The sequence below is a fragment of the Aeromonas bestiarum genome (assembly GCF_000819745.1).
Taxonomy (GTDB): Bacteria; Pseudomonadota; Gammaproteobacteria; order Enterobacterales; family Aeromonadaceae; genus Aeromonas; species Aeromonas bestiarum.
This window is the reverse complement of record NZ_CDDA01000007.1, coordinates 1-22,123: the sequence shown is the minus strand read 5'-3', so window position 1 is coordinate 22,123 and position 22,123 is coordinate 1. Positions and strand designations below refer to the sequence as shown.

19 protein-coding genes are annotated in these 22,123 nt (G+C 62.4%); 9 read left to right on the top strand and 10 right to left on the bottom strand.

The window, feature by feature from the left end:
• Positions 1–13: 13 nt before the first annotated feature.
• From add to glnA, 5 genes are all read right to left on the bottom strand, one after another.
• Complete coding sequence (gene add / locus BN1118_RS03320) at positions 14–1,015, bottom strand: adenosine deaminase (RefSeq protein ID WP_043554574.1); 1,002 nt, start codon at positions 1,013–1,015, stop codon at positions 14–16.
• Between the two features lie 141 nt (positions 1,016–1,156).
• On the bottom strand, positions 1,157–2,575 hold the full coding sequence (gene glnG / locus BN1118_RS03315) for a nitrogen regulation protein NR(I) (RefSeq protein ID WP_043136458.1): 1,419 nt from the start codon (positions 2,573–2,575) through the stop codon (positions 1,157–1,159).
• Positions 2,576–2,584: 9 nt separating this feature from the next.
• Entirely contained in the window at positions 2,585–3,640 is a 1,056-nt protein-coding gene (gene glnL, locus BN1118_RS03310) for a nitrogen regulation protein NR(II) (protein ID WP_043554573.1), read from the bottom strand.
• Between the two features lie 80 nt (positions 3,641–3,720).
• Entirely contained in the window at positions 3,721–4,299 is a 579-nt protein-coding gene (locus tag BN1118_RS03305; protein ID WP_043554572.1) for a DUF4124 domain-containing protein, read from the bottom strand.
• Positions 4,300–4,390: 91 nt separating this feature from the next.
• A complete protein-coding gene (gene glnA / locus BN1118_RS03300; RefSeq protein WP_042866924.1) occupies positions 4,391–5,800 on the bottom strand; it encodes a glutamate--ammonia ligase in 1,410 nt (469 codons plus the stop codon).
• Between the two features lie 351 nt (positions 5,801–6,151).
• On the opposite strand from glnA, the gene typA reads away from it, so the two are divergent.
• The 3 genes from typA (at position 6,152) to dtd (ending at position 9,528) form a co-directional block, all read left to right on the top strand.
• On the top strand, positions 6,152–7,963 hold the full coding sequence (gene typA / locus BN1118_RS03295; RefSeq protein ID WP_005319864.1) for a translational GTPase TypA: 1,812 nt from the start codon (positions 6,152–6,154) through the stop codon (positions 7,961–7,963).
• 173 nt (positions 7,964–8,136) lie between these two features.
• A complete protein-coding gene (locus BN1118_RS03290; protein WP_043136447.1) occupies positions 8,137–9,009 on the top strand; it encodes a virulence factor BrkB family protein in 873 nt (290 codons plus the stop codon).
• Positions 9,010–9,090: 81 nt separating this feature from the next.
• Positions 9,091–9,528: a D-aminoacyl-tRNA deacylase gene (gene dtd, locus BN1118_RS03285; RefSeq protein ID WP_043554620.1), complete on the top strand. Its 438-nt coding sequence runs from the start codon at positions 9,091–9,093 to the stop codon at positions 9,526–9,528.
• A 46-nt stretch (positions 9,529–9,574) separates the two neighbouring features.
• Here dtd and BN1118_RS03280 read toward each other — a convergent pair whose 3' ends face one another.
• Complete coding sequence (locus tag BN1118_RS03280; protein WP_043554619.1) at positions 9,575–10,243, bottom strand: spermidine synthase; 669 nt, start codon at positions 10,241–10,243, stop codon at positions 9,575–9,577.
• Positions 10,244–10,294: 51 nt separating this feature from the next.
• On the opposite strand from BN1118_RS03280, the gene BN1118_RS22345 reads away from it, so the two are divergent.
• From BN1118_RS22345 to BN1118_RS03265, 3 genes are read left to right on the top strand one after another with little or no spacing between them, the layout of a single operon-like run.
• On the top strand, positions 10,295–10,429 hold the full coding sequence (locus BN1118_RS22345; RefSeq protein WP_043554571.1) for a hypothetical protein: 135 nt from the start codon (positions 10,295–10,297) through the stop codon (positions 10,427–10,429).
• The gene (locus BN1118_RS22190) at positions 10,417–10,551 is read left to right on the top strand and encodes a hypothetical protein (RefSeq protein ID WP_043554570.1); all 135 of its coding nucleotides are present in this window, start codon (positions 10,417–10,419) and stop codon (positions 10,549–10,551) included. The genes BN1118_RS22345 and BN1118_RS22190 overlap by 13 nt, the downstream gene beginning before the upstream one ends.
• Complete coding sequence (locus tag BN1118_RS03265; RefSeq protein ID WP_043554569.1) at positions 10,539–11,453, top strand: bifunctional GNAT family N-acetyltransferase/hotdog fold thioesterase; 915 nt, start codon at positions 10,539–10,541, stop codon at positions 11,451–11,453. The genes BN1118_RS22190 and BN1118_RS03265 overlap by 13 nt, the downstream gene beginning before the upstream one ends.
• A 54-nt stretch (positions 11,454–11,507) precedes the next feature.
• On the opposite strand, the gene BN1118_RS03260 is transcribed toward BN1118_RS03265, so the two are convergent.
• The 4 genes from BN1118_RS03260 to gntU all read right to left on the bottom strand — a co-directional run bounded on the left by BN1118_RS03260 (position 11,508) and on the right by gntU (position 18,816).
• Positions 11,508–13,577 (bottom strand): AsmA family protein, encoded by a 2,070-nt coding sequence (locus tag BN1118_RS03260; RefSeq protein WP_043554568.1) that lies wholly within the window; start codon positions 13,575–13,577, stop codon positions 11,508–11,510.
• Between the two features lie 142 nt (positions 13,578–13,719).
• Entirely contained in the window at positions 13,720–15,789 is a 2,070-nt protein-coding gene (recG, locus tag BN1118_RS03255; protein ID WP_043554567.1) for an ATP-dependent DNA helicase RecG, read from the bottom strand.
• A gap of 190 nt (positions 15,790–15,979) precedes the next feature.
• The gene (gene pssA, locus BN1118_RS03250; protein WP_043554566.1) at positions 15,980–17,329 is read right to left on the bottom strand and encodes a CDP-diacylglycerol--serine O-phosphatidyltransferase; all 1,350 of its coding nucleotides are present in this window, start codon (positions 17,327–17,329) and stop codon (positions 15,980–15,982) included.
• Positions 17,330–17,475: 146 nt separating this feature from the next.
• Positions 17,476–18,816 (bottom strand): gluconate transporter, encoded by a 1,341-nt coding sequence (gene gntU / locus BN1118_RS03245; protein ID WP_043554565.1) that lies wholly within the window; start codon positions 18,814–18,816, stop codon positions 17,476–17,478.
• Between the two features lie 245 nt (positions 18,817–19,061).
• Here gntU and BN1118_RS03240 point away from each other — a divergent pair, with 245 nt between their 5' ends.
• The 3 genes from BN1118_RS03240 to BN1118_RS03230 are packed head-to-tail and all read left to right on the top strand — an operon-like array spanning position 19,062 to position 22,015.
• The gene (locus BN1118_RS03240) at positions 19,062–19,571 is read left to right on the top strand and encodes a gluconokinase (protein ID WP_042866937.1); all 510 of its coding nucleotides are present in this window, start codon (positions 19,062–19,064) and stop codon (positions 19,569–19,571) included.
• Positions 19,568–21,364 (top strand): phosphogluconate dehydratase, encoded by a 1,797-nt coding sequence (gene edd / locus BN1118_RS03235; RefSeq protein ID WP_043554564.1) that lies wholly within the window; start codon positions 19,568–19,570, stop codon positions 21,362–21,364. The genes BN1118_RS03240 and edd overlap by 4 nt, the downstream gene beginning before the upstream one ends.
• Before the next feature lie 9 nt (positions 21,365–21,373).
• Positions 21,374–22,015 carry a bifunctional 4-hydroxy-2-oxoglutarate aldolase/2-dehydro-3-deoxy-phosphogluconate aldolase gene (locus tag BN1118_RS03230; RefSeq protein WP_043554562.1) on the top strand — a complete coding sequence of 214 codons (642 nt, stop codon included), beginning with the start codon at positions 21,374–21,376 and terminating at the stop codon, positions 22,013–22,015.
• Positions 22,016–22,123 lie beyond the last annotated feature (108 nt).

Here is a 22,123-nt window from a genome sequence, read left to right as displayed (position 1 = left end):
AGCGGTTCAAGACTCAGCGGCTGGCGGCGCGGGCACTCAGCTCGGCTTTCTCGCCATCGCTCAGGAAGGCCAGGGTCAGGCCGTTTTGCTGGGCGGTGCGGCTCTCGCTCGCCGTCATACCGGCGGCCGGGGCGGCCACCTCGTATTCGTGGGGCAGGTCTATGCCTTCGACCGCAGGATCGTCCGTGTTGAGACAGGCCAGCACGCCGGCGGCCAGGAACTGGCGGATCGGATGCTCGGTCAGGCTCGCCACCGTGGTGGTCTGGAGGTTGGAGGTGAGGCAGGATTCGATGCCGATGCGGTGCTCCGCCAGATAGGCCATCAGACGGGGATCCTGGATCGCCTTGACGCCGTGGCCGATACGCTCGGCGCCCAGATCGCGGATGGCTTGCCACATGCTCTCGGGGCCGGCGGCTTCACCTGCGTGCACGGTCACGCGCATGCCCGCATCGCGCACCTTGCGAAAGTGCTCGGTGAACAGCTCGCCCGGGAAGCCCAGCTCGTCGCCGGCCAGATCGACGGCAACCAGCTTGTCGCGGTGGGCCAGACAGGCCTCCAGTTCGATGCGGCACTGCCCGGTGCCGAAGGTGCGGCTCATGATGCCGATCAGGTTGGTCTTGATGCCGAAATCGCGGCTGCCGGCAGTCACGCCGTCTATGATGGCCTCCACCACGCCCTGCGGGTGCAGCTTGTGGGCCATGGCCATGTAGGCCGGGCTGAAGCGCAGCTCGGCGTAGTCGATGCCGGCGCGCAGCAGATCTTCCACGTTTTCGTAGGCGACCCGGCGGCAGGCGTCGTAATCGGCCAGCACGGCCACGCCCCAGTCCAGCTTCTTCAGGAAGGCGACCAGACTCGGCTCGTTCTCGACGATCTGCACGTGGGGGCGCAGCGCCTCCAGTTCATCGGCGGGCAGCTGGATATTGTGCTGACGTCCCAGCTCGAGGATGGTCTGCGGACGAATGTTGCCGTCCAGATGGCGGTGCAGGTCGGTCAGGGGGAGAGATCTGTCAATCATGGTGACGCCTTCTTCGAGTCGGGTTTGAAAGCCTGCCATTCTAGGCAGGGCTCTCAAAAAAGATACCCCGTTTGAAATCAAACGGGGTCTTATTGGTCAGTGATTTGCGAAGGCGTGATGGGAATCGTTTTTCCCGAGGACTCAGGAGAGGTCGAGTTCCTTCAGCTTGCGAGTCAGGGTGTTGCGACCCCAGCCGAGCAGGCGGGCGGCCTCCTGTTTATGGCCATGGGTGTGATCCAGTGCCGTCTCCAGCATGATCCGCTCGAACTGGGGCAGGGCATCGGCCAGGATATCGGTCTCCCCCAGCGCCAGCTTGCTGGCGACCCAATCCTGCAACTGCTGCTGCCAGCCACCGGTCAGGGCCGGCTGGCCCGGCTCGGCCGCGCTGGTGATGGGGGTCAGCAGCTCGGCGGGCAGATCCCCGACCAGCACCTCCTGGCCAGAGGCCATCACGGTCAGCCAGCGGCAGACGTTCTCCAGCTGGCGCACGTTGCCCGGCCAGGGCAGGCGGCTGATGTAGGCCTGGGTGTCCGGATGCAGGCTCTTGGCCTCCACGTTCAGCTCCTTGGCGGCGCGCAGCAGAAAGTGCTGGGCCAGCTGGGGTATGTCTTCACGGCGCTCCTTGAGGGCCGGAATGTGGATGCGGATGACGTTGAGGCGATGGAACAGATCTTCCCGGAATTCGCCGTCGGCGACCCGCCTCTCCAGATTCTGGTGGGTGGCGGCGATGATCCGCACGTCCACCTGCACCGGTTGATGGCCACCGACCCGGTAGAACTGGCCATCGGCCAGCACCCGTAGCAAGCGGGTCTGCACATCCAGCGGCATGTCGCCTATTTCGTCGAGAAACAGGGTGCCACCGTCGGCCTGCTCGAAGCGGCCGTGACGTATGTTGTTGGCGCCGGTGAAGGCCCCTTTCTCATGGCCAAACAGCTCGGATTCGATGAGATCTTTCGGGATGGCCGCCATGTTGAGGGCGATGAAGTTCTTGTGGGCGCGCGGACTGTGCTTGTGCAGCGCGTGGGCGACCAGCTCCTTGCCGGTGCCGCTCTGGCCGTTGATCAGCACAGAGATGCTGGAGCGCGACAGCCGGCCTATGGCGCGGAACACTTCCTGCATCGCCGGCGCCTCGCCGATGATCTCGGGTGTGGCGGTGGCTTCTTGCTGACGAGACTTGCGCTTGGTGCGCTGCTCTTTCAGGTGATTCTCGGCGCGGCGCACCAGGGTGACGGCCTCGTCGATGTCGAACGGCTTGGGCAGGTACTCGAAGGCGCCGCGCTGGTAGGCGTTGACCGCGCTGTCGAGATCCGAGTGGGCCGTCATTATGATGATGGGCAGATCGGCCTGGCGGCGGTGGATCTGCTCCAGCAGGCTGAGGCCGTCTATGCCAGGCATGCGGATATCGGAAAGGATAACGTCCGGCGAGCGCATCTCGAGCGAGCTCAGCAGGGCCTCGCCGTCGGCGAAGCTCTCACACTCGAAGCCTTCGCTGCCGAGGGTGCGTTCCAGCACCCAGCGGATAGAACTGTCGTCATCGACGATCCACACTTTTGCTGTCATGACGTTCCCTTATTTGCGAAGCGGTAGAAAGATGGTGAATTCGGTGTGGCCTGGCCAGCTGATGCAGTCGATGCGCCCCTTGTGCTGATCGATCAGGTTCTGGGCGATGGAGAGGCCGAGCCCGGTGCCTCCCTCCTTGCCGGTGATCATGGGGTAGAAGAGGGTATCGCGGATGGCATCGGGAATGCCGGGGCCGTTGTCGATGATCTTGATCTCGGCCGCCAGCCGGTAGCGCTGGCCGTGGATGGTGATCTGGAAGGCGGTGCGGGTCTTGATGCGGATGAGCCCGGTTTGCTCGCCTATGGCCTCGGCGGCGTTGCGCACTATGTTGAGAAACGCCTGCTGCAGCTGATCCGGCTCCATCTCGAATTCCGGAATGCTGGGATCGTAATCCCGCTCTATGCGGACCGTCGGCGGTAGCTCCAGCTCCACCAGGCGGCGCACCTGTTCCAGCACTGAGTGGACATTGTGCATCTGGTGACGACCCGGGCGTTGTGGGCCGAGCAGGCGATCGACCAGCACTCGCAGCCGGTCGGCCTGCTCTATGATGATGCCGGTGTATTCACGCAAGGCCGGATCCGGCAGCTCTTTTTGCAACAGTTGGGCCGCGCCGCGCAGGCCGCCCAGCGGGTTCTTGATCTCGTGGGCCAGACCACGCACCAATTCCTTGGCCGCCTGCTGCTGGGCATGTTGTTGCAGCTCCTGGCTGATCTTCTTCTGCTGATCGATCTTGCGCAGCTCCACCACCATCAAGCGTTGTTCATGGTCGGCGAGCGGGCTCACGCTCATCTCCACCAGTCTGGGTTCTCCTTCCACCACCAGGGTCACTTCGCTGTCGGTGAAGCCCTGCCCCGAGGTGAGGCACTGCTTGAGGCGTTGCAGATCGAGGGAGATGTGTTCCAGCAGATGGGGCAGCTCGATCCCGATGAGCCGGCGCTGGCTGAGGGAGAGCAGTTGTTCGGCCGCCGGGTTGACGAACTGGATGCAGAGCCGCTCATCCATCAGGATGACGGCGGTCAGCAAGTTATCGAGCAGTATCTTGGCTTGATCCGGGCGGGTTGGCACAGGTTTCTCCCTAAAACGGTGCTATACACCAGTAATGCACCAACGTGGTGCATTTAGTCTACCCGTATCGATGCACAGGATCACCCCTTGTTGGGGAGCGGGGTCACTTTTGGTGCCGGATTGAGGCTGGCTCGGTGCAGGTAGAAGGTGACTACCCTGGATTTAGCAAGGATCGTACCGTCTTTGGCCAGCAGCTCGAGTTGGGCCTCGTGCGCACCGCGATCCAGGTTCTCGACCCGAATGGCCAGGCCATTGTTGACTATGGGGGCCGCCTTGCCATCCAGCGTCAGGCGCACGTCGTACTGGGTCGGTGCTTTCGGGCTGATCTGGCCCTGGAACACCACGTTGCCTGTGTTGTCGCGCAGCGTGCTGCCCTGTTCTGGTGAGAGCAGCTCGATCACCAGCTTGGCCGCTTCCTTCTCCTTCTTGGCATCGACGCCGGTCAGGCTGTTGAAGTTCTCCACCTGTACCGAACGCGGCGAGCTGCCAACGAGAGGGGCAACCCGCAGATCCACTTCTTTGGCCTGCTGGCCGGGGGGAGGGGCATCCGTGTAGTGGACGACGCCCTTGCTGTCTGTCCAGGAGTATACCTTGGCGGCCTGGGCCCCCATGCTCGCCAGCAGCAGACTCAGTGCCCATACGGGGTATGTGTTTCTCATCCATCTCTCCTTGACGGGATTTTGCTTAATCCTATCAGAGAAAAAACCCGCCTGTTGGCGGGTTTGGTCAAGTTCTGAGCTGTGGTCCGGATTAAACGGAGTAGTACAGTTCAAACTCCAGCGGGTGCGGGGTCATGCGCACGCGGTCAACATCCTGCTGTTTCAGTTCCAGGTAGGAGTTGATGAAGTCATCGCTGAACACGCCACCGCGGGTCAGGAACTCGCGATCGCTGTCCAGTGCGGCCAGGGCTTCGTCCAGAGAGCCGGCAACGGTCGGCACTTCGGCGGCTTCTTCCGGCGGCAGGTCATACAAGTTCTTGTCCATGGCATCGCCCGGATGGATCTTGTTGATGATGCCATCCAGACCGGCCATCAGCTGGGCTGCGAACGCCAGGTACGGGTTGGCTGCCGGATCCGGGAAGCGTACTTCGATGCGGCGAGCTTTCGGGCTCGGCACTACCGGGATACGGATGGAGGCAGAGCGGTTGCGGGCGGAGTAGGCCAGCATGACAGGTGCTTCATAACCCGGCACCAGACGCTTGTAGGAGTTGGTGGTCGGGTTGGCGAAGGCGTTGATGGCCTTGGCGTGCTTGATGATACCGCCGATGTAGTGCAGTGCCATCTCGGACAGACCGCCGTACAGGTCGCCGGCGAACAGGTTGACGCCGTTCTTGGCCAGGGACTGGTGGCAGTGCATGCCGGAGCCGTTGTCACCGAACATGGGTTTCGGCATGAAGGTGACTGTCTTGTTGTAGGCGTGTGCCACGTTGTGGATCACGTACTTCAGCACCTGCACTTCATCCGCTTTCAGGGTGAGGGTGTTGAAACGGGTCGCGATCTCGTTCTGACCGGCGGTCGCCACTTCGTGGTGGTGAGCTTCAACGACCTGGCCCATCTCTTCCAGCACCAGGCACATGGCGGCGCGGATGTCCTGGGAGGAGTCGACCGGTGCAACCGGGAAGTAACCGCCTTTCACGAACGGACGGTGGCCCTTGTTGCCGTGCTCATACTCGGTACCCGAGTTCCAGGCGGCTTCTTCAGATTCGATTTTCACGAAGCTGTGGCCCATGGTGTTCGAGAAGGTGATGTTGTCGAACATGAAGAATTCCGGCTCCGGCCCGAACAGCACGGTGTCAGCGATGCCGCTGGCTTTCAGGAAATCTTCGGCGCGCTTGGAGATGGAGCGCGGATCGCGGTCATAACCTTGCATGGTGGCCGGTTCCAGCACATCGCAGACGATGTTCAGGGTGGTCTCTTCGGTGAACGGATCCAGCTTGGCGGAGGCCGCATCCGGCATCAGCACCATGTCAGACTCGTTGATGCCCTTCCAGCCGCCGATGGAGGAGCCATCGAACATCTTGCCGTCTTCGAAGAAGTCTTCGTTGACCTGGTGGGAAGGGATGGATACGTGCTGCTCTTTACCCTTGGTGTCGGTAAAGCGCAGGTCAACAAACTTGACTTCGTGTTCCTGGATCAGGGCCAAAACGTTCTGGGCTGACATGCTAAGTAACCTCCGGTGTTAAAACTCTTAGGGTGAATGCGTCATCACATTCACATAAGCCAGTATCGTGCCAAGTTTGTGACAGCTTGATTTCAGGGCATTTGCGACTATAAGCCTGCCCCAAGACCCGCCATCTCAGCGCGTTACGCCTCAAAGTAGTGCAACAGTGGATCGTTTTGGTGCACTAAAATGGTGCGCAGTATACGGTCAGCCCCCATCTAAGCAGGCTTTGAGCGGAAGGTCCATGATCCCGATCCCCTGTTATGCGTGAATGCACTGCAATTCTGCTAGGCAGATCACAAAGGCGAGAGTACAATTAGCGCCCAATTTTACCCGGTGATTGAGGCGAGAATGTTAGAGAATTTACGCAATATTGCGATTATTGCGCACGTAGACCACGGCAAAACTACCCTGGTTGATAAGCTGCTGCAGCAGTCTGGAACCCTGGACCGTACCACTGATGGTCAAGAGCGTCTGATGGATTCCAACGACCTGGAAAAGGAACGTGGTATTACCATTCTCGCCAAGAACACCGCGATCCGCTGGAAAGACTACCGTATCAACATCGTTGATACCCCGGGTCACGCCGACTTCGGTGGTGAAGTAGAGCGCGTCATGTCCATGGTCGACTCTGTGCTGCTGCTGGTTGATGCTGTTGACGGCCCTATGCCGCAGACTCGTTTCGTGACCCAGAAGGCATTCGCCCAGGGTCTGAAGCCGATCGTGGTCATCAACAAGATCGACCGTCCGGGTGCTCGTCCTGACTGGGTTATGGATCAGGTATTCGACCTGTTTGACAACCTGGGTGCGACCGATGAGCAACTGGACTTCAAAGTTGTCTACGCCTCTGCACTGAACGGTTGGGCCACCATGGACCAGGGCGTTGAGTCCGACAACATGGAACCCCTGTTCCAGGCCATCGTTGATAACGTTGAGCAGCCGAAGGGTGATCCTGCCGGTGCTTTCCAGATGCAGATCTCCCAGCTGGATTACAACTCCTACGTGGGTGTTATCGGCATCGGCCGTATCAGCCGTGGTCGCGTCAAGACCAACCAGCAAGTCACCGTCATCGGTGCCGATGGCAAGACCCGTACCGGCAAAGTCGGTCAGGTGCTTGGCTACCTGGGTCTGTCCCGTACCGAAGTGGTTGACGCGCAAGCGGGTGATATCATCGCCATCACAGGTCTGGGCGAGCTGAAAATCTCCGACACCATCTGTGACAACAGTGCTGTTCAAGCCCTGCCGCCGCTCTCCGTTGACGAGCCGACCGTGAACATGACCTTCCAGGTCAACACCTCACCGTTCGCCGGTAAAGAAGGCAAGTTCGTGACCTCCCGCAACATCATGGAGCGTCTGAACCAGGAGCTGGTCCACAACGTGGCCCTGCGTGTGGAAGAGACCGAAGATCCGGACAAATTCCGCGTATCCGGTCGTGGTGAACTGCACCTCTCCATCCTGATCGAAAACATGCGTCGCGAAGGCTACGAGCTGGCGGTATCCCGTCCGGAAGTTATCCTGCGCACCGTGGACGGCGTTCTGCACGAACCGTTCGAAACCGTGACTGTCGATGTGGAAGAGATCCACCAGGGTTCCGTGATGGAGCAACTTGGCCTGCGTAAGGGCGAGATGACCAACATGACCCCGGATGGCAAGGGCCGTGTCCGTCTTGACTTCATGATCCCGAGTCGTGGCCTGATCGGCTTCCAGACCGAGTTCCTGACGATGACCTCAGGTACCGGTCTGCTGTACCACACCTTCGACCATTACGGTCCGCACAAGGGTGGCAGCATCGGCGAGCGTCAGAACGGCGTGCTGATCTCCAACGCTACCGGCAAGGCTCTGACCTTTGCCCTGTTCGGTCTGCAAGACCGTGGTCGTCTGTTCATCGGTCACGCGACCGAAGTGTACGAAGGCCAGGTGATCGGTATTCACTCCCGTTCCAACGACCTGACAGTGAACTGCCTGAAGGGCAAGCAGCTGACCAACATGCGTGCCTCCGGTACCGATGAAGCCCAGGTGCTGACTCCGCCGATCCGCATGACCCTGGAACAGGCTCTTGAATTCATCGACAACGATGAACTGGTAGAGATCACGCCCAAGGCTATCCGTGTGCGTAAGAAACTGCTGACCGAGATGGATCGCAAGCGCGCCGGTCGTGCTTGATATCTGTTCCTCGACAGACAGAGAGAGGCCTTCGGGCCTCTTTTTTTATGGTCGCTCGGCGGGGTATCGCTGGCCAGCATGCCCGAACAGGTCGCATCGATCCGGCCCATAGGTGGCCAAATGGCCATGCAATCTGACACAATGCCGGCATGATGAAGACATTGGGAATCACGATGCAGCAGAAATTCGGTGGCCGTCTCGGCCATGCCCTCTCCTTTTTACGCCACGATGGTGGCCACTTCGCCCAGTTTGTCTGGGGTCGTTTCCAGCAGGACAGGCTGACGGTGACCGCCGGTTATCTGGCCTATGTCACCCTGCTCTCCCTGGTGCCCATGATTGCCGTGGTGTTCGGCATGATGTCCGCCTTTCCCGTGTTCCAGACCCTGAAACAGGCGATGGAGCAGTTCGTCTATCACAACTTCGTGCCCACCGCGGGTGAGATGCTCAAGGAGTACATAGACGGCTTCGTGGCCAATGCCACCAATACCACTGCCGTCGGCATCGGTGCCCTGATAGTGGTGGCGCTGATGCTGATCTCGGCCATCGACAAGAACCTCAACTACATCTGGCGCTCGACCCAGGGCCGACCGCTGGCGCAGGCGTTTGCCATGTACTGGATGATACTGACCCTGGGCCCTGTGCTCATCGGCGCCAGCATCGCCATCTCCTCCTACATTTTCTCGCTGCGGCTGTTTGGGGCCGAGAGCCTGTTCGGCATCGGCTACCTGCTGCTGCGCGGCTTGCCGTTCCTCTTCTCCGTGCTCACCTTCCTGCTGGTCTATACGGTGGTGCCCAACTGCAAGGTGCGGCTGATACACGCCTTCATCGGCGCCCTGGTGGCCGCTACCCTGTTCGAGCTGGCCAAGCGCGGATTTGCCATCTACATCACCAACTTCCCCTCCTATCAGGCCATCTATGGCGCCCTGGCGACCATTCCGATCCTGTTCGTCTGGGTCTACCTCAGCTGGTTGGTGGTCTTGCTTGGCGCGGAAACTACCGCCTGCCTCGGTGAATATGAGCGACCGGGTGCTGATGAGTTGGCCTGATCCGGCCTCTTGCTGTTAGCATCGATGACCGCCCCTGTTAGCAAGATGGGGGCGGTCATTTTGTTTCAAGAGGAGAGGGATGTGATTGCATTGATCCAGCGGGTTTCCGAGGCCAGCGTAACGGTAGAGGGAGACGTGACCGGGGCCATAGGCCGGGGGCTGCTGGTGCTGCTCGGGGTGGAGCAGGGGGATGACGAGGCCAGGGCCGCCAAGCTGCTGCACAAGGTGAGCGGCTACCGCATCTTCTCCGACGAGAATGGCAAGATGAATCTGAACGTGAGCCAGGCGGGTGGCAGCCTGCTGGTGGTCTCCCAGTTCACCCTGGCGGCGGATACCAACAAGGGGATGAGACCCGGCTTCTCCGGCGGCGCCCACCCGGTCGAGGCCGAGCGGCTATACGACTACTTCGTGGCGCAGGCAGCATCCAGCGGCATACCGACCGAGACGGGCCGCTTTGCCGCCGACATGAAGGTGGCGCTGCTCAACGATGGTCCTGTGACCTTCTGGCTGCAGGTCTGAGAGGATGTATCGGCAGAGCCGGTGGCAATAACCGGGAGCATCGCGGCTAGGCGAGGTGGCGCGGGATTGCGTGCAGGATCACGTTGATGTAGCCGGGCACTGGGTGCGCCTGGGTGGGGCCAATCCACTCCTCGGCCAGCATGAGTGCCTGCTCCAGCTCCCTGTGGGTGCGCGGCAGCAGGTTGATGATGAGGGGACCGCGCAGCCGGGCGGCCAGGGTCTGATAGAGGTGATGCTGGAACAGCAGCAGGGGGTTGCCATCCTGGCTGAACAGGTCGAGCAGCGCGAAGTCATAGGTGTCGTCGTGGGCCAGCAGGAAAGCGAGGGCATCGGCGTGGTGCAGGTGCAGCGCCCGATCAGCGGGTTCCGCCGGGTGGCGGAAGAACGCCTGAAACAGGGTCAGTACCTCTTCGTCCAGATCCACGCAGTCGTGCCGTGCCTCGGGCCAGCGTGCCCCCAGGTGACGGGTGAGATCGCCGCCGCCCAGCCCCAGCTCCAGCACCCGGGTAGCCGTCACCGGCAACAGGCTGGCGATGCACTGCTGATGGGGCAGGCAGAGACTGGCCGGTTGGGCGAGGGACATGGCCGACTGCACCACGCCGTCTATCTCCAGCCAGCGGTGATGGGCATTTTCCAGAATGGAGAGGCGCCGTTCCGGCTTGGCGCTCAGGTGCAATAAGTGGTCGGCTTGGTACGCTTGCAGATTGAAGTCCATGAATTTGCACGGCAAGATGGTTTTCGACCAGTGTAACTCAAGGATGGAACTATGTACCGGGTGGTCACTCCCCAGACGGCAGCCGAGCTGGACTCTTACTACCCGCTGCGCTGGGAGGCATTGGTGCGCAAGCCCTTCAATCTGTCCGTCGGCACTCACTCAAGGATCGCTTTATGTACCGGGTAGTCCCCCCTCAGACGGCAGCCGAGCTGGAAGCTTACTACCTGCTGCGCTGGGAGGCATTGGTGCGCAAGCGCTTCAATCTGTCCGTCGGCACTCACTCAAGGATCGCTTTATGTACCGGGTAGTCACCCCTCAAACGGCAGCCGAGCTGGATGCTTACTACCAGCTGCGCTGGGAACTGCTGCGTAAACCCTTCAATCTGCCCGTCGGTTCCGAGCGGGACGAATACGATACCGTTGCCATCCACCGCCTGATGCTGGCGCCTGATGGCACGCCCATCGCCGTCGGCCGACTGTTTGTCGGTGGTGATGAGGCCCAGATCCGCTTTATGGCGTTGCGCCCCGAGTTTCGCGGTCAGGGACTGGGTGCCCGCATGGTGGAAGATCTCGAACAACTGGCCCGCAGCGAGAAGGTGAAGCGGCTGGTGATGAATGCCCGCCAGGAGGCGGTGGAGTTCTATCGCAAGTGCGGCTTCCTCGAGGTGGGGGAAGGCCCCGTCTCCTTCGGCCGCATTCCCCATCGCCAGATGATCAAGTCCCTCAGCCCCTTGCAGACCATCCAGTATCGCCCCGAGTGGTGCCAGGATCTGACCACCCGCTGGTCGCGGGGCATCCCCATCAGCGAGAAGATGGGGGTACACATCACCCACTACGACGGCCAGACCTTCCATCTCAAGGCCAATCTGGCGGCCAACCTCAACGTGCACGACACCATGTTTGCCGGCAGCATCTACAGCCAGTGCGTGCTGGCGGGCTGGGGCCTGATCTGGTTGCAGCTCAAAGAAGCGGGTCTGGTGGGGGATACAGTGCTGGCAGAGGGCAACATCAAGTATTACCGCCCGGTCAACGAGGAGCCGGAGGCGCGGGTGGCCCGCGAGGGAATGCCCGCCGTGCTGGCGCCGCTCAAGGCGGGAGAGTCGGCCAAGTTCAGCCTCAAGATCAAGCTGTTCAGTGGTGACAAGCTGGCGGCCGAGTTCCTCGGTCACTACGTGGTGCAGCCCATCAAGCGGCCCGGTCAGCAGGCCTGACGCTTTTCACCTCGCAAGATTGCAACAAGGCCTCATGATGAGGCCTTGTTCGTTTTACTGCTCGCTGGCCGGCGTGGGCGCTTTGGCGGGCTGTGCCGGTCGCCAGAGCGGGCTGTTGCGCCCCTGGGCCGGGTAGCTCACCCCCACCTCCCAGCCACAGGAGGCCTGCTTGGCCGGGAACTCCCAGCTCAGCACGGGGGCATAGAGCGGGCCGCGCCAGTGGCTCAGCAGCTCGGCGCAGCGCTGGCCATTCAGGGCACCGAGATCCAGCTGCCACTGTTCGTTGACCAGATCTATGCCCCCCTGCAGGGCGAGCAGATGGGTGATGGTGGAGGCGCCGGCCTGCTCTATCTGCAACTGGCCCTGCTCCACCTTGCCCTGCAGCTTGATGCGGTAGAAGGGGGTGTCCCCCGCCTGCATGGCCTGCCACAGCTGATCCGGGCTGAGGGTGGGCGGGGTTGCGCCCTTGAACCACTCATCCAGCAGGGGATCTATCTGCACCTTGTCCCAGAAGGGCTCGTTGGCATCGAGGGCAAAGCTCCCCTGCAGGGTGCTGCGCCACTCGCCTGGCGTCTTGCCGTGCAGGGCCTGCAGATCGGCACTCAGATCGGCCTTGCCGGCGAAGGAGATGGGGGAGTGCAGCAGCTTGCTCCACTGCACCAGATCCAGCTTCTCCCCCTTGAGCTGCAACCGGCTGGTCTGGCCCGGCTCCTTGCCCCACTGGCCGCTCAGGCTGAGGGAGCCCTGGTCCGGCAGCGAGCTGGTCAGCTTGTTGAGCAGCCAGGCGCTGGGGGTCAGTTCACCGTCCAGCGCGCCGTTGCGGGCGCTGAGGCCGTCCCACACCAGCTCGAACCACTGGCTCTCTATCCTGGCCCGACCGAGCAGGGGGGCGGGCTGCTGGCCCCGCAGGCCGAGATCGGTCAGATAGAGCTGCCAGCCGGTCAGCGACAGCGGCAGGGCATCGTCGAACGAGAGCACCTTGAGCTTGTCGAATGCCAGCTTGCGGATGTCGATCTGCTGTGGCCGCCAGCTCTGCCAATCCTGCCACCACCCCTGTGGCAGGCTGATGTCCATGCCGCTCAGGGCCATGTCTTTCAGGGTCAGCTTCTGCTGCTGGGTATCCAGCGCCAGTTCCAGATTGAATTCGCCTTCGTAGGCCTTGCCCTGCACCTCGGCGTCAATCTGCTGGGGCGAGAAGGCGACCTTGCCCTGGATGGCCTCCAGCTGGAACAGGCCGCGGCCGAGATCGCCGAGGGTTCCCGAGAAGTAGCCGGTCGGCGTGCTGCCGGCCTGCCAGTTGAAGGCGGTGAGCTGGCCGTTGAGGTTGTTGAGGGCCAGCTCCTGCTCGATGTCGTTGAAGCTGAGATCCCGGATCTGGCCGAGATCCAGGCTGACCTGACGCAGGGGAGATTCGGCCTTGGCAAGGGTGCTCCACTCGATGCGCATACCCTGGGTCTTGAGGTTGCTCAGCCGCAGGCTGCGGGCCGGCCAGTCCAGTTCCATGCCGGTTTCCAGCAGGCCGTCGAACAGGTTGGTGGTCAGCTTGTCGGTACTCAGCACCTGGCCTTCCAGTCGACCCTTGAGGTTGAGGCGGGAGAGGGCCAAGGCAGGGGTTGTCAGCTGATTGATGTTGAGGCTCAGGTTGGCCTGGGGTGGCCGCACCGGATTGAGCAGCTGCCAGTCGTTGAGGGTGGCGTTGAGGCCGCTCAGGGTCAGCTCGTCACTCTGCAGGCTGAGCCGATCTATGGTGCTGTCGCTGATGGTGAGGGAGTGCACCGGCAGGTTCGGCAGCTGGTTGGGCAGCGGCAGCCTGATGACGGGGCGAATGAGATCGAGGTGGGCGATGCGCACGTCCCGGTTCAGCCAGTCGATGCTCTCTATCTCCAGATAGAGCTTGTCGAGGGTGACGGCGTCGCCATAGCTCACCTGCTCGGCCAGCAGGGTGTAGGGGTGGAGCGGGTTGAACACCAGCCGCCCTATGGTGACGGGCACCCCTGTCTGCTGGCTGATCCAGCCGGCGATGGGGCCCTTGGCCCGCTCCGCATCGAACAGGCCTAGGCCGACCCAGACAAACAGCAGCAGGAAGGCAAATGTATAGAGCAGGCCGCGTAGCCAGGAATTCATGGGTGCTTTCCTCCTGTTTCGGGATGGTTGTCAGGCGTTGGAGTAGTGATCTCGCAGACCCAGCCAGCGGCGGATCAAGGGGTCTACGTGGGAGCCGTATCTGTCCATCAGGCAATGTGCCCATCTTCTGCATTTACCTTGGTCAGGCATTGGAATAGTGGTCCCGTAAACCGAGCCAGCGCCGTATCAAGGGATCGACATGGCTCGGGTGGCGGTCCATCAAGAAGCGCGCCATCTTCTGCACCTGCGGGATGAGCGACTGGTCGCGCACCAGGTCGGCGATCTTGAGATCGGCCAGCCCGGTCTGACGGGTACCGAGCAGTTCCCCCGGGCCGCGCAGCTCGAGATCGCGCTGGGCGATCAGGAAACCGTCGTTGGTCTCCCGCAACACTCCGAGCCGGCTCTGGGCCGTCTTCGACAGGGGAGCATGATAAAGCAGCACGCAGTGGGAGGCCACAGAGCCGCGACCAACCCGGCCGCGCAACTGGTGCAGCTGGGCAAGCCCGAGCCGCTCCGGGTTTTCGATGATCATCAGGCTGGCGTTGGGCACATCCACCCCGACCTCGATGACTGTGGTGGCGACCAGCAGCTGCAATATGCCCGCCTTGAACTCCTCCATCACCCGCTGCTTCTCGATGGGGCGCATCCGGCCGTGCACCAGCCCGATATGCAGGCCGGGCAGCTGGTTTTGCAGCTCGGCGGCGGTATCCTCGGCGGCCTGGCACTCCAGCACCTCGGACTCCTCGATCAGGGTGCAGACCCAGTAGGCTTGCTTGCCCTCTTCACAGGCCAGCTTGACCCGCTCGATCACATCCTGGCGACGGCTGTCCGGCAGCGCCACCGTGGTGATGGGGGTGCGGCCCGGCGGCAGCTCGTCGATGATGGAGGTGTCGAGATCGGCATAGGCGGTCATCGCCAGGGTGCGGGGAATGGGGGTGGCCGTCATGATGAGCTGATGGGGATGAACACCCTCCCTCTCCCCTTTTTCGCGCAGGGCGAGGCGCTGGTGCACCCCGAATCTGTGCTGTTCATCGATGATCACCAGGGCCAGGCGCTGGAATACCACCTGATCCTGGAAGATGGCGTGGGTGCCCACCACCATCTTGACGCTGCCGTCGGCGATGGCGGCGAGCTGAGCCTCCCGCGCCTTGCCCTTCTGCTTGCCCGCCAGCCAGCCGACTCCGATGCCGAGCGGTGCCAGCCAGTGGCCGAAGTTGATGGCGTGTTGCTCGGCCAGCAGCTCGGTCGGGGCCATCAGCCCCACCTGGCAGCCGTTGCCGATGGCTTGCAGTGCGGCCAGCGCCGCGACCAGCGTCTTGCCTGAGCCCACGTCGCCCTGTACCAGCCGCATCATGGGGTAGCTGCGTTGCAGATCCTGGCCGATCTCCGCGACCACCCGGTTCTGGGCGCCGGTGGGAGTGAATGGCAGGGCGCCGAGCAGTTGCTCGACCAGCGCGGGCGCCGGCTTGAGGACGCGGGCCAGCTGGGTTTGCGCCTGGGCACGGACTTTCAGTACCGAGAGGTTGTGGGCCAGCAGTTCCTCCAGCACCAGTCGCTGCTGGGCCGGGTGCTGGCCGCTCTCCAGCAGCGCCAGCGCCACCGAGGGGGGCGGGCGATGAAGCAGGCGCAGGGCGGCGGCCAGTTCGATCTGCTGGGGATAGAGGCCGGCGGGCAGCACCTCTTCCACTCCGTACAGGTCGAGCTGGGCCAGCGCCTGATCGGTGAGGTTGCGCAGGGTGAGCTGGCGCAGCCCTTCCGTGGTGGGGTAGACGGGGGTGAGCGCCTCTTCGGTCTGGCCGGCCTGTTCTTCGCCGAGCAGCTTGTACTCGGGGTGGGCCATCTCCAGCCCGTATTTGCCGGGGCGCACCTCGCCGAAGCAGCGGATCAGGCGGCCCTGGCCCAGGCTGTTCTTCTGGGCGGCAGTGAAGTTGAAGAAGCGCAGGGTCAGGGTGCCCGTGCCGTCGCTGATGCGACAGACCAGCATGCGGCGGCGGCCCATCACCAGCTGAGTGTCCTGGATTTCGCCCTCGACGGCGCCGTGCAGCCCGGGCGGCAGATCGCCGATGGGCCACACCTGGGTACGGTCCTCGTAGCGCAGGGGGAGGTGGAACAGCAGATCCTGTACCGTCGCCAGCCCCAGCCGCTCGAGTTTCTCCTGCATCTTGCTGCCGACGCCCTTGAGGCTGTCGAGGGAGATTTTATCCAATTTCATCAATTAGATGCCCGAAAACACTGTAAATATGTCCAGATGATAGGGGTTGTTGATGGCTCGATGCAAGCCGCGTTGCAGTGAGCCGGGCCGGCCGGGCGGCTGAAAAAAGGCGGTGGCCACATGTGACAAAGGCCTGCCGAAAAACGGGAGGCCTTTGTTGCAGCTGCCTGTGGGCGCGATGCGCCCGGCGTCAGATGATGCGTTTGAGCAGGATATGAGCCCTGACCCTGTGGATCCGGGCCAGCAGCTTGCGCACCTGTTCCGGGTAGTCCTTGATCTGCTCAATCTGATCGAAGTGGCTGATCCGCTTGGTGTTGGCGAGTATGTTCTCCCGCTCCCCGTTGAACTGGGCACGCAGGTGATGGCGACGATCGTACACCAGCAGACCGTTCTCCAGATCCAGCGCCCAGGCGCGGGGGTTCAGGTTGTTGCCGGTGAGCAGCGCCCACTCGTCATCCACGAAGATCCCCTTGAGGTGGTAGGAGTTGCGCTCGCAGCACCACAGCATCAGGTTCAGACGGCCGGCATCTATGTGATGCTGGTTGCGCTCGGCAAACTTGCGCAGATTGGTCTCGTACAGATAGGGCAGGCCGCCTATGGTGGAGAATTTCTCCTCCGGCGGGATGAAGAAGTCGTTGGCCGTCTTGTCACCCACCACTATGGTCACCTTGCAGCCGCGCTTGAGCAGGGCCTCGATGTCCTTGTTCAACTCCTTGGGCGGGTTGAAATAGGGGGTACAGATGAAGATCTCCCGCTCGGTGGCGCGCACCAGGGTACGGATCATCTTGTTGAGCTGATTACCCCGCTTGCCCAGCCCCGTCATCGGAGTGATAGCGATCTCCTGGCTGTTGACCGGCATGCTCTCGAAGCGGTACTGGCCCAGGCGCAGGCTGTGCTTGAAGCGGCGGATCGGCCCCTTCAGCTGCTTGGCAGTGGGGATGTCGCTGCGATCCAGCCGCTGCACAGCTTCGCTCTTGAGGAAGAGATCGTCCACATAGTGGACCATGCAGCGGGTCAGCTCGGGGCTGGTGATCTGGTGATAACGGTCGAAACGGTAGCGATCCTGCTGATGCAGATAGATGTCGTTGAGGCTGGCACCCGAGTAGAGCAGGGTGTCATCGAAGATGAAGCCCTTGAGGTGCAGCACGCCGAGCAGTTCGCGCCCCTTCACCGGCACGCCGTAGATGGCGATCTGGTGTTCGTGGCGGGCGGCCATTTCCTGATACATCAGGTGGTTGCCCCCCTGCTTGCCCTTGCCGATCAGACCGCGCTGGGCACGGTGGAAGTCGACGAAGAGCTTGATGTCCAGGGCCGGGTTGCGCTGCTTGGCGGCGTAGAGGGCGGACAGTATCTCCCGTCCCGCTTCGTCATCCTGCAGGTAGAGGGCCACCAGATAGATGCGGTGAGTCGCGCTGGCGATGAGCGAAAGGATCCGGCTCTTGAAGTCCCGGGGGCTGTTGAGCACCTGAAACTGATCTGCGGCGACGGCGATCTGGGGCAGACGAGCCAACAGCTGTCGATAGTGTGCCGATGAATGCATAGAGAAACCTGAAATCACTGCGTTAAGCGTTCCACTCGGAGCGATGGATAGGCGATTCTAGCAACCTCGACCTGTTAGCCAAAGAAAGAATCGTCATAAAGATGAAAAAGGCCTCACATCGGAGGCCTTTTTGACAGCGGTTATGTTCAAAGGAAGCTGTAGATGATCATCGCCATGACGCCGCCCGTGGTGCCTATGATGGTCTCCATCACTGTCCAGGTCTGCAGGGTCTGCTTCTCGGAGAGGCCTAGATAGCGGTTGGCCAGCCAGAAGCCGGAGTCGTTGACGTGGGAGAGCACTATGGCCCCGCCCCCGATGGCGATGGTCACGGCGGCCAGCTGGGCACCGTTCAGGCCGAGCGGTTCCAGCATGGGCAGCAGCAGACCGCATGCGGTCAGCATGGCGACGGTGGCGGACCCCTGAATCACCCGTACCGCGGCCGCCAGTATGAAGGCCAGCGCGACTATGGGCAGGCCGGAATCCGCCAGCATGTTGCCAAGGGCGGCACCCACCCCGGAATCCACCAGGATCTGCTTGAACACGCCACCGGCGCCGGTCACCAGTATGATGACGCCGGCTGGCTGGATGGCGCTGTTGCAGACGTTCATCACCTCGTCACGGGACATGCCGCGACGCACCCCCAGCAGGTAGAAGGCGGCCAGACAGGCGACCATGATGGCGGTGAAGGGGTGACCGACGAACTCCAGCCAGTTGTGCAGTGTGGATCCCGCCTCGACGAAGCGGCCGACTATGGTCTTGAGACCTATCATCAGCAGCGGCAGACCGATCAGGCCCATGGCCAGTCCGAAGGAGGGCAGGGTCTTGCAGTCGTCGTGGGCGCTGCTCTGGGCATCGGCGGGCAGCGGCACATCCACCACCTTGCTGATCAGCTCCCCGAACAGCGGGCCCGCCAGGATCAGGGCCGGCACGGCGGCGATCAGGCCGAACAGTATCATGTAGCCAAAATCGGCCCCCAGCTGGGACGCCACCAGAATGGGGCCCGGCGCCGGAATAAGGAACGCCTGGCAGGTGGCTATGCCCGCCAGCAGTGCTATGCCTATCTTCACCACGCTGCCGCCGCCGCGACGGACGATGGCAAAGGCCACCCCGATCAGCAGCACCACGGCCACGTCGAAGAAGAGCGGCAGAGCGCAGATGAAGCCGGTCAGTGACATGGCCCAGTTGGCGCGCTTGACGCCGAAGGTACCGAGCAGGGTATGGGCCACCCGGTCGAGGGCGCCGGTGACCTCCATCACCTTGCCGAACATGGCGCCCAGCGCCACCACCACGGCGACGAAGCCCAGGGTGCCGCCCATCCCTTTCTGGATGGTGTTGGCGATCTCGGCCGGGTTCATGCCGGCAGCTAGGCCGGCCACCATGGAGACCAGGATGAGGGAGACGACCGCGTGCAGGCGGGCCTTCATCACCAGAAAGAGCAGCAGCACTATGGAGCCGGCGGCCGTCATGATCAGGGAGAGGTCAGACATTGTTGTGCGTTCCTTGTTCCAGATTCAGTATCGACACCCTGCCGATCCATTGGCAGGCCATATCTTTATGATTTATTTAGATTTATGGCCAGGGCTCAAGCTCGCTTGCCCAGGTGGCTGTGAGTTCGCTCAGTCTGTGGCAGACTTCACATTTCTTGTTGTTACCGGTAACATGTTACCGGTAACGTGCTAAGTTAGAACCCATCGGCAGCACGATTTTTGAAAAATGGGATAGAGGTCAAACAATGGCGGGCAAGAGCATTATCGTGATGGGTGTGTGTGGTAGCGGCAAGTCCAGCGTCGGCCTCAAGGTGGCCCAGGCGCTGGGGGCCAAGTTCATCGATGGCGATGATCTGCACCCCAGGGCCAATATCCAGAAGATGGCCGGTGGCAATCCGCTCAACGACGAGGATCGCGCCCCCTGGCTGGAGCGGATCCGCGACGCTGCCTACAGCCTGGAACAGAAGAACGAGGTGGGCGTCATCGTCTGCTCGGCCCTCAAGAAGCAGTACCGCGACCAGATCCGCGAGGGCAATGACTCAGTGCATTTCCTGTTTCTGGATGGTGATCAGGCGCTTATCCTCGAACGTATGCGGGCACGCAAGGGCCATTTCATGCGGGAAACCATGGTACAAAGTCAGTTCGATACCCTGGAGCGCCCGGATGGCGAGGCCGGTGTATTTCACATCGATATAGACGGCACCTTCGAGCAGGTGGTTGATCGGGCCGTCACAGCATTGGAGCAAGCCCAATGATCCATCAGGTTATTTCCAGCGTCACAGCCCGCATTCGCGAGCGCAGTGCCGCCCGTCGCCAGGCGTTCCTGGCCCGTATTCAGCGCCAGGCCGAGCAGGGCAAGACCCGCGCCGCCCTGGCTTGCGGCAACCTGGCCCACGCCGTGGCCGCCTGCAGCAGTGACGAGAAGGGTCGTATCCTCGACATGACCCGCGCCAACGTCGGCATAGTCACCGCCTACAACGACATGCTGAGCGCCCATCAGCCCTATCAGGGCTACCCGGACATCATCAAGGCCGCGCTGGCCGAACTGGGTCACAGCGCCCAGGTGGCGGGTGGCGTACCGGCCATGTGCGACGGCGTGACTCAGGGTCAGCCGGGGATGGACATGTCCCTGTTTTCCCGCGATCTCATCGCCCAGGCGACCGCGCTCTCCCTCTCTCACAACACCTTCGACGCCACCCTGCTGCTCGGCATCTGCGACAAGATAGCCCCGGGCCAGATCATGGGGGCGCTCTCCCACGCGCACCTGCCCACCGCCTTCGTGCCGGCCGGCCCGATGGCCAGCGGCATCAGCAATGATGACAAGGTAAAGGTGCGCCAGCAGTACGCCGCCGGTGAACTGGGCCGCGATGCCCTGCTGGAGATGGAGTGCGGCGCCTATCATGCGCCGGGTACCTGTACCTTCTACGGCACAGCCAACACCAACCAGCTGGTGTTTGAGGCCATGGGCCTGATGCTGCCGGGCTCCGCCTTCGTCCATCCTCACAGCGAATTGCGCCACGCGCTCACCGAAGAAGCCGCCCGTCGCATCAGCGCCATGATCCCTGGCTCCCCTGCCTACCGCCCCTTGAGCGAGGTGCTGGACGAGCGCTCCCTGGTCAACGGTCTGGTGGCCCTGCTCGCCTCCGGCGGCAGCACCAACCACAGCATCCACATGGTGGCGCTGGCACGGGCCGCCGGCCTGCACCTGACCTGGGACGACATCAGCGATCTCTCCGATGTGGTGCCGCTGCTGGTGCGCATGTACCCAAACGGCCCGGCCGATGTGAATGCCTTCGAACAGGCGGGCGGCGTGCCCGGCCTGATGCGCCGTCTGGCGCAAGAGGGGCTGATCCACCTGGATGCCACCCCTGTGTTTGGCGAGATGCAGGATTACCTCAGCCGTCCGGCGCTGGTGGATGGCGAGCTGGTGTGGCAGCCGGTGGGTGAAAGCACGGATCCGAGCGTATTGTCGCCGACCGGTTCCGTGTTCCAGGCTACCGGCGGCACCAAGCTGCTGGCGGGCAATCTGGGCCGTGCCGTGGTCAAGGTCTCCGCCGTGGCCCCCGAATATAGGGTCATCGAGGCGCCGGCGCGGGTCTTCTCCTCCCAGCACGCAGTGGAGACGGCCTACAAGGCTGGCAGCCTCAATCAGGATGCCGTTATCGTGGTGCGCCACAACGGCCCGGCGGCCAACGGCATGCCTGAGTTGCACAAGCTGATGCCTGTGCTCGGCAACCTGCAGAAGGCGGGCCACAAGGTGGCGCTGGTCACCGATGGCCGTCTCTCAGGCGCCTCCGGCAAGATCCCGGCGGCCATCCATGTCACCCCGGAAGCGCTGCACGGCGGCGCCATCGGCCTGTTGAAGGATGGCGATCTGCTGCGGGTGGACGCGGTAAACGGTCGCCTCGATTGCCTGACCGATTTGAGTGGCCGTACCCAGGCCGAGATTGACCTCACTCTGGAACAAGAGGGGTGGGGCCGTGAACTGTTCAGCGTGATGCGTCGCGCGGTATCGAGCGCCGAGTGCGGCGCCACCATCTTTGATTAAGGAAGCGTTATGCAAAACTGGAAAGTGACCCCTGCCGAGGTGTTTGCCGCCTCTCCGCTGGTACCCGTGATGGTCATCAACGATCTGGAACAGGCCCTGCCGATGGCCAAGGCGCTGCTCGACGGCGGCATCTCGGTGTTCGAGGTCACCCTGCGCACCCCGGTGGCGCTCGAGGCCATCGCCCTCATCGCCAAGGCGATGCCGGATGCCATGGTCGGTGCAGGCACAGTGCTCAACTGCGCGCAGTTTGACGCAGCCGTGGCCGCCGGTGCCCGCTTCGTCATCTCCCCGGGGATGACACCGGCGCTGCTGGCCCATGCGGCCAACAGCACGGCCCCGCTGATCCCGGGCGTTGCCACTGCCTCCGAGGTAATGCAGGCGCTGGAAGCGGGTTATGACCACCTGAAGTTCTTCCCGGCCGAAGCGAACGGCGGCACCAAGGCGCTGGCTGCCATTGCAGCACCGCTTCCCCAGATCAAATTCTGCCCCACCGGCGGTATAGGCCCGAAAAACGTGGCCGACTATCTGGCGCTGAAATGCGTCGCCACCGTCGGCGGCTCCTGGATGCTGCCGGCCGATGCGGTCAAGAGCGGCAACTGGGAGGAGGTGACTCGCCTCTCTCGCGAAGCGGTCGAACTGGTTAAACGCTAAACCCGCATCGTTTATGGAAAGAGTGTTGGGTTGATAGAAAAAGAGCAGGCCACCCCGGGGTGGCCTGCTCTTTTTTTTTGCCTTTGAATAAGGCTATGTCCCAATTAC

What these genes read in the sequence shown, in the direction of transcription:
- add (WP_043554574.1), bottom strand. Translation starts at nt 1,015, where the DNA reads ATGATTGACAGATCTCTCCCCCTGACCGACCTGCACCGCCATCTGGAC.
- BN1118_RS03230 (WP_043554562.1), top strand. Translation starts at nt 21,374, where the DNA reads ATGCAAAACTGGAAAGTGACCCCTGCCGAGGTGTTTGCCGCCTCTCCG.
- pssA (WP_043554566.1), bottom strand. Translation starts at nt 17,329, where the DNA reads ATGCATTCATCGGCACACTATCGACAGCTGTTGGCTCGTCTGCCCCAG.
- typA (WP_005319864.1), top strand. Translation starts at nt 6,152, where the DNA reads ATGTTAGAGAATTTACGCAATATTGCGATTATTGCGCACGTAGACCAC.
- BN1118_RS03265 (WP_043554569.1), top strand. Translation starts at nt 10,539, where the DNA reads ATGTACCGGGTAGTCACCCCTCAAACGGCAGCCGAGCTGGATGCTTAC.
- gntU (WP_043554565.1), bottom strand. Translation starts at nt 18,816, where the DNA reads ATGTCTGACCTCTCCCTGATCATGACGGCCGCCGGCTCCATAGTGCTG.
- recG (WP_043554567.1), bottom strand. Translation starts at nt 15,789, where the DNA reads ATGAAATTGGATAAAATCTCCCTCGACAGCCTCAAGGGCGTCGGCAGC.
- BN1118_RS03260 (WP_043554568.1), bottom strand. Translation starts at nt 13,577, where the DNA reads ATGAATTCCTGGCTACGCGGCCTGCTCTATACATTTGCCTTCCTGCTG.
- BN1118_RS03240 (WP_042866937.1), top strand. Translation starts at nt 19,062, where the DNA reads ATGGCGGGCAAGAGCATTATCGTGATGGGTGTGTGTGGTAGCGGCAAG.
- glnA (WP_042866924.1), bottom strand. Translation starts at nt 5,800, where the DNA reads ATGTCAGCCCAGAACGTTTTGGCCCTGATCCAGGAACACGAAGTCAAG.
- edd (WP_043554564.1), top strand. Translation starts at nt 19,568, where the DNA reads ATGATCCATCAGGTTATTTCCAGCGTCACAGCCCGCATTCGCGAGCGC.
- BN1118_RS22345 (WP_043554571.1), top strand. Translation starts at nt 10,295, where the DNA reads ATGTACCGGGTGGTCACTCCCCAGACGGCAGCCGAGCTGGACTCTTAC.
- BN1118_RS03280 (WP_043554619.1), bottom strand. Translation starts at nt 10,243, where the DNA reads ATGGACTTCAATCTGCAAGCGTACCAAGCCGACCACTTATTGCACCTG.
- BN1118_RS03305 (WP_043554572.1), bottom strand. Translation starts at nt 4,299, where the DNA reads ATGAGAAACACATACCCCGTATGGGCACTGAGTCTGCTGCTGGCGAGC.
- BN1118_RS22190 (WP_043554570.1), top strand. Translation starts at nt 10,417, where the DNA reads ATGTACCGGGTAGTCCCCCCTCAGACGGCAGCCGAGCTGGAAGCTTAC.
- BN1118_RS03290 (WP_043136447.1), top strand. Translation starts at nt 8,137, where the DNA reads ATGCAGCAGAAATTCGGTGGCCGTCTCGGCCATGCCCTCTCCTTTTTA.
- glnG (WP_043136458.1), bottom strand. Translation starts at nt 2,575, where the DNA reads ATGACAGCAAAAGTGTGGATCGTCGATGACGACAGTTCTATCCGCTGG.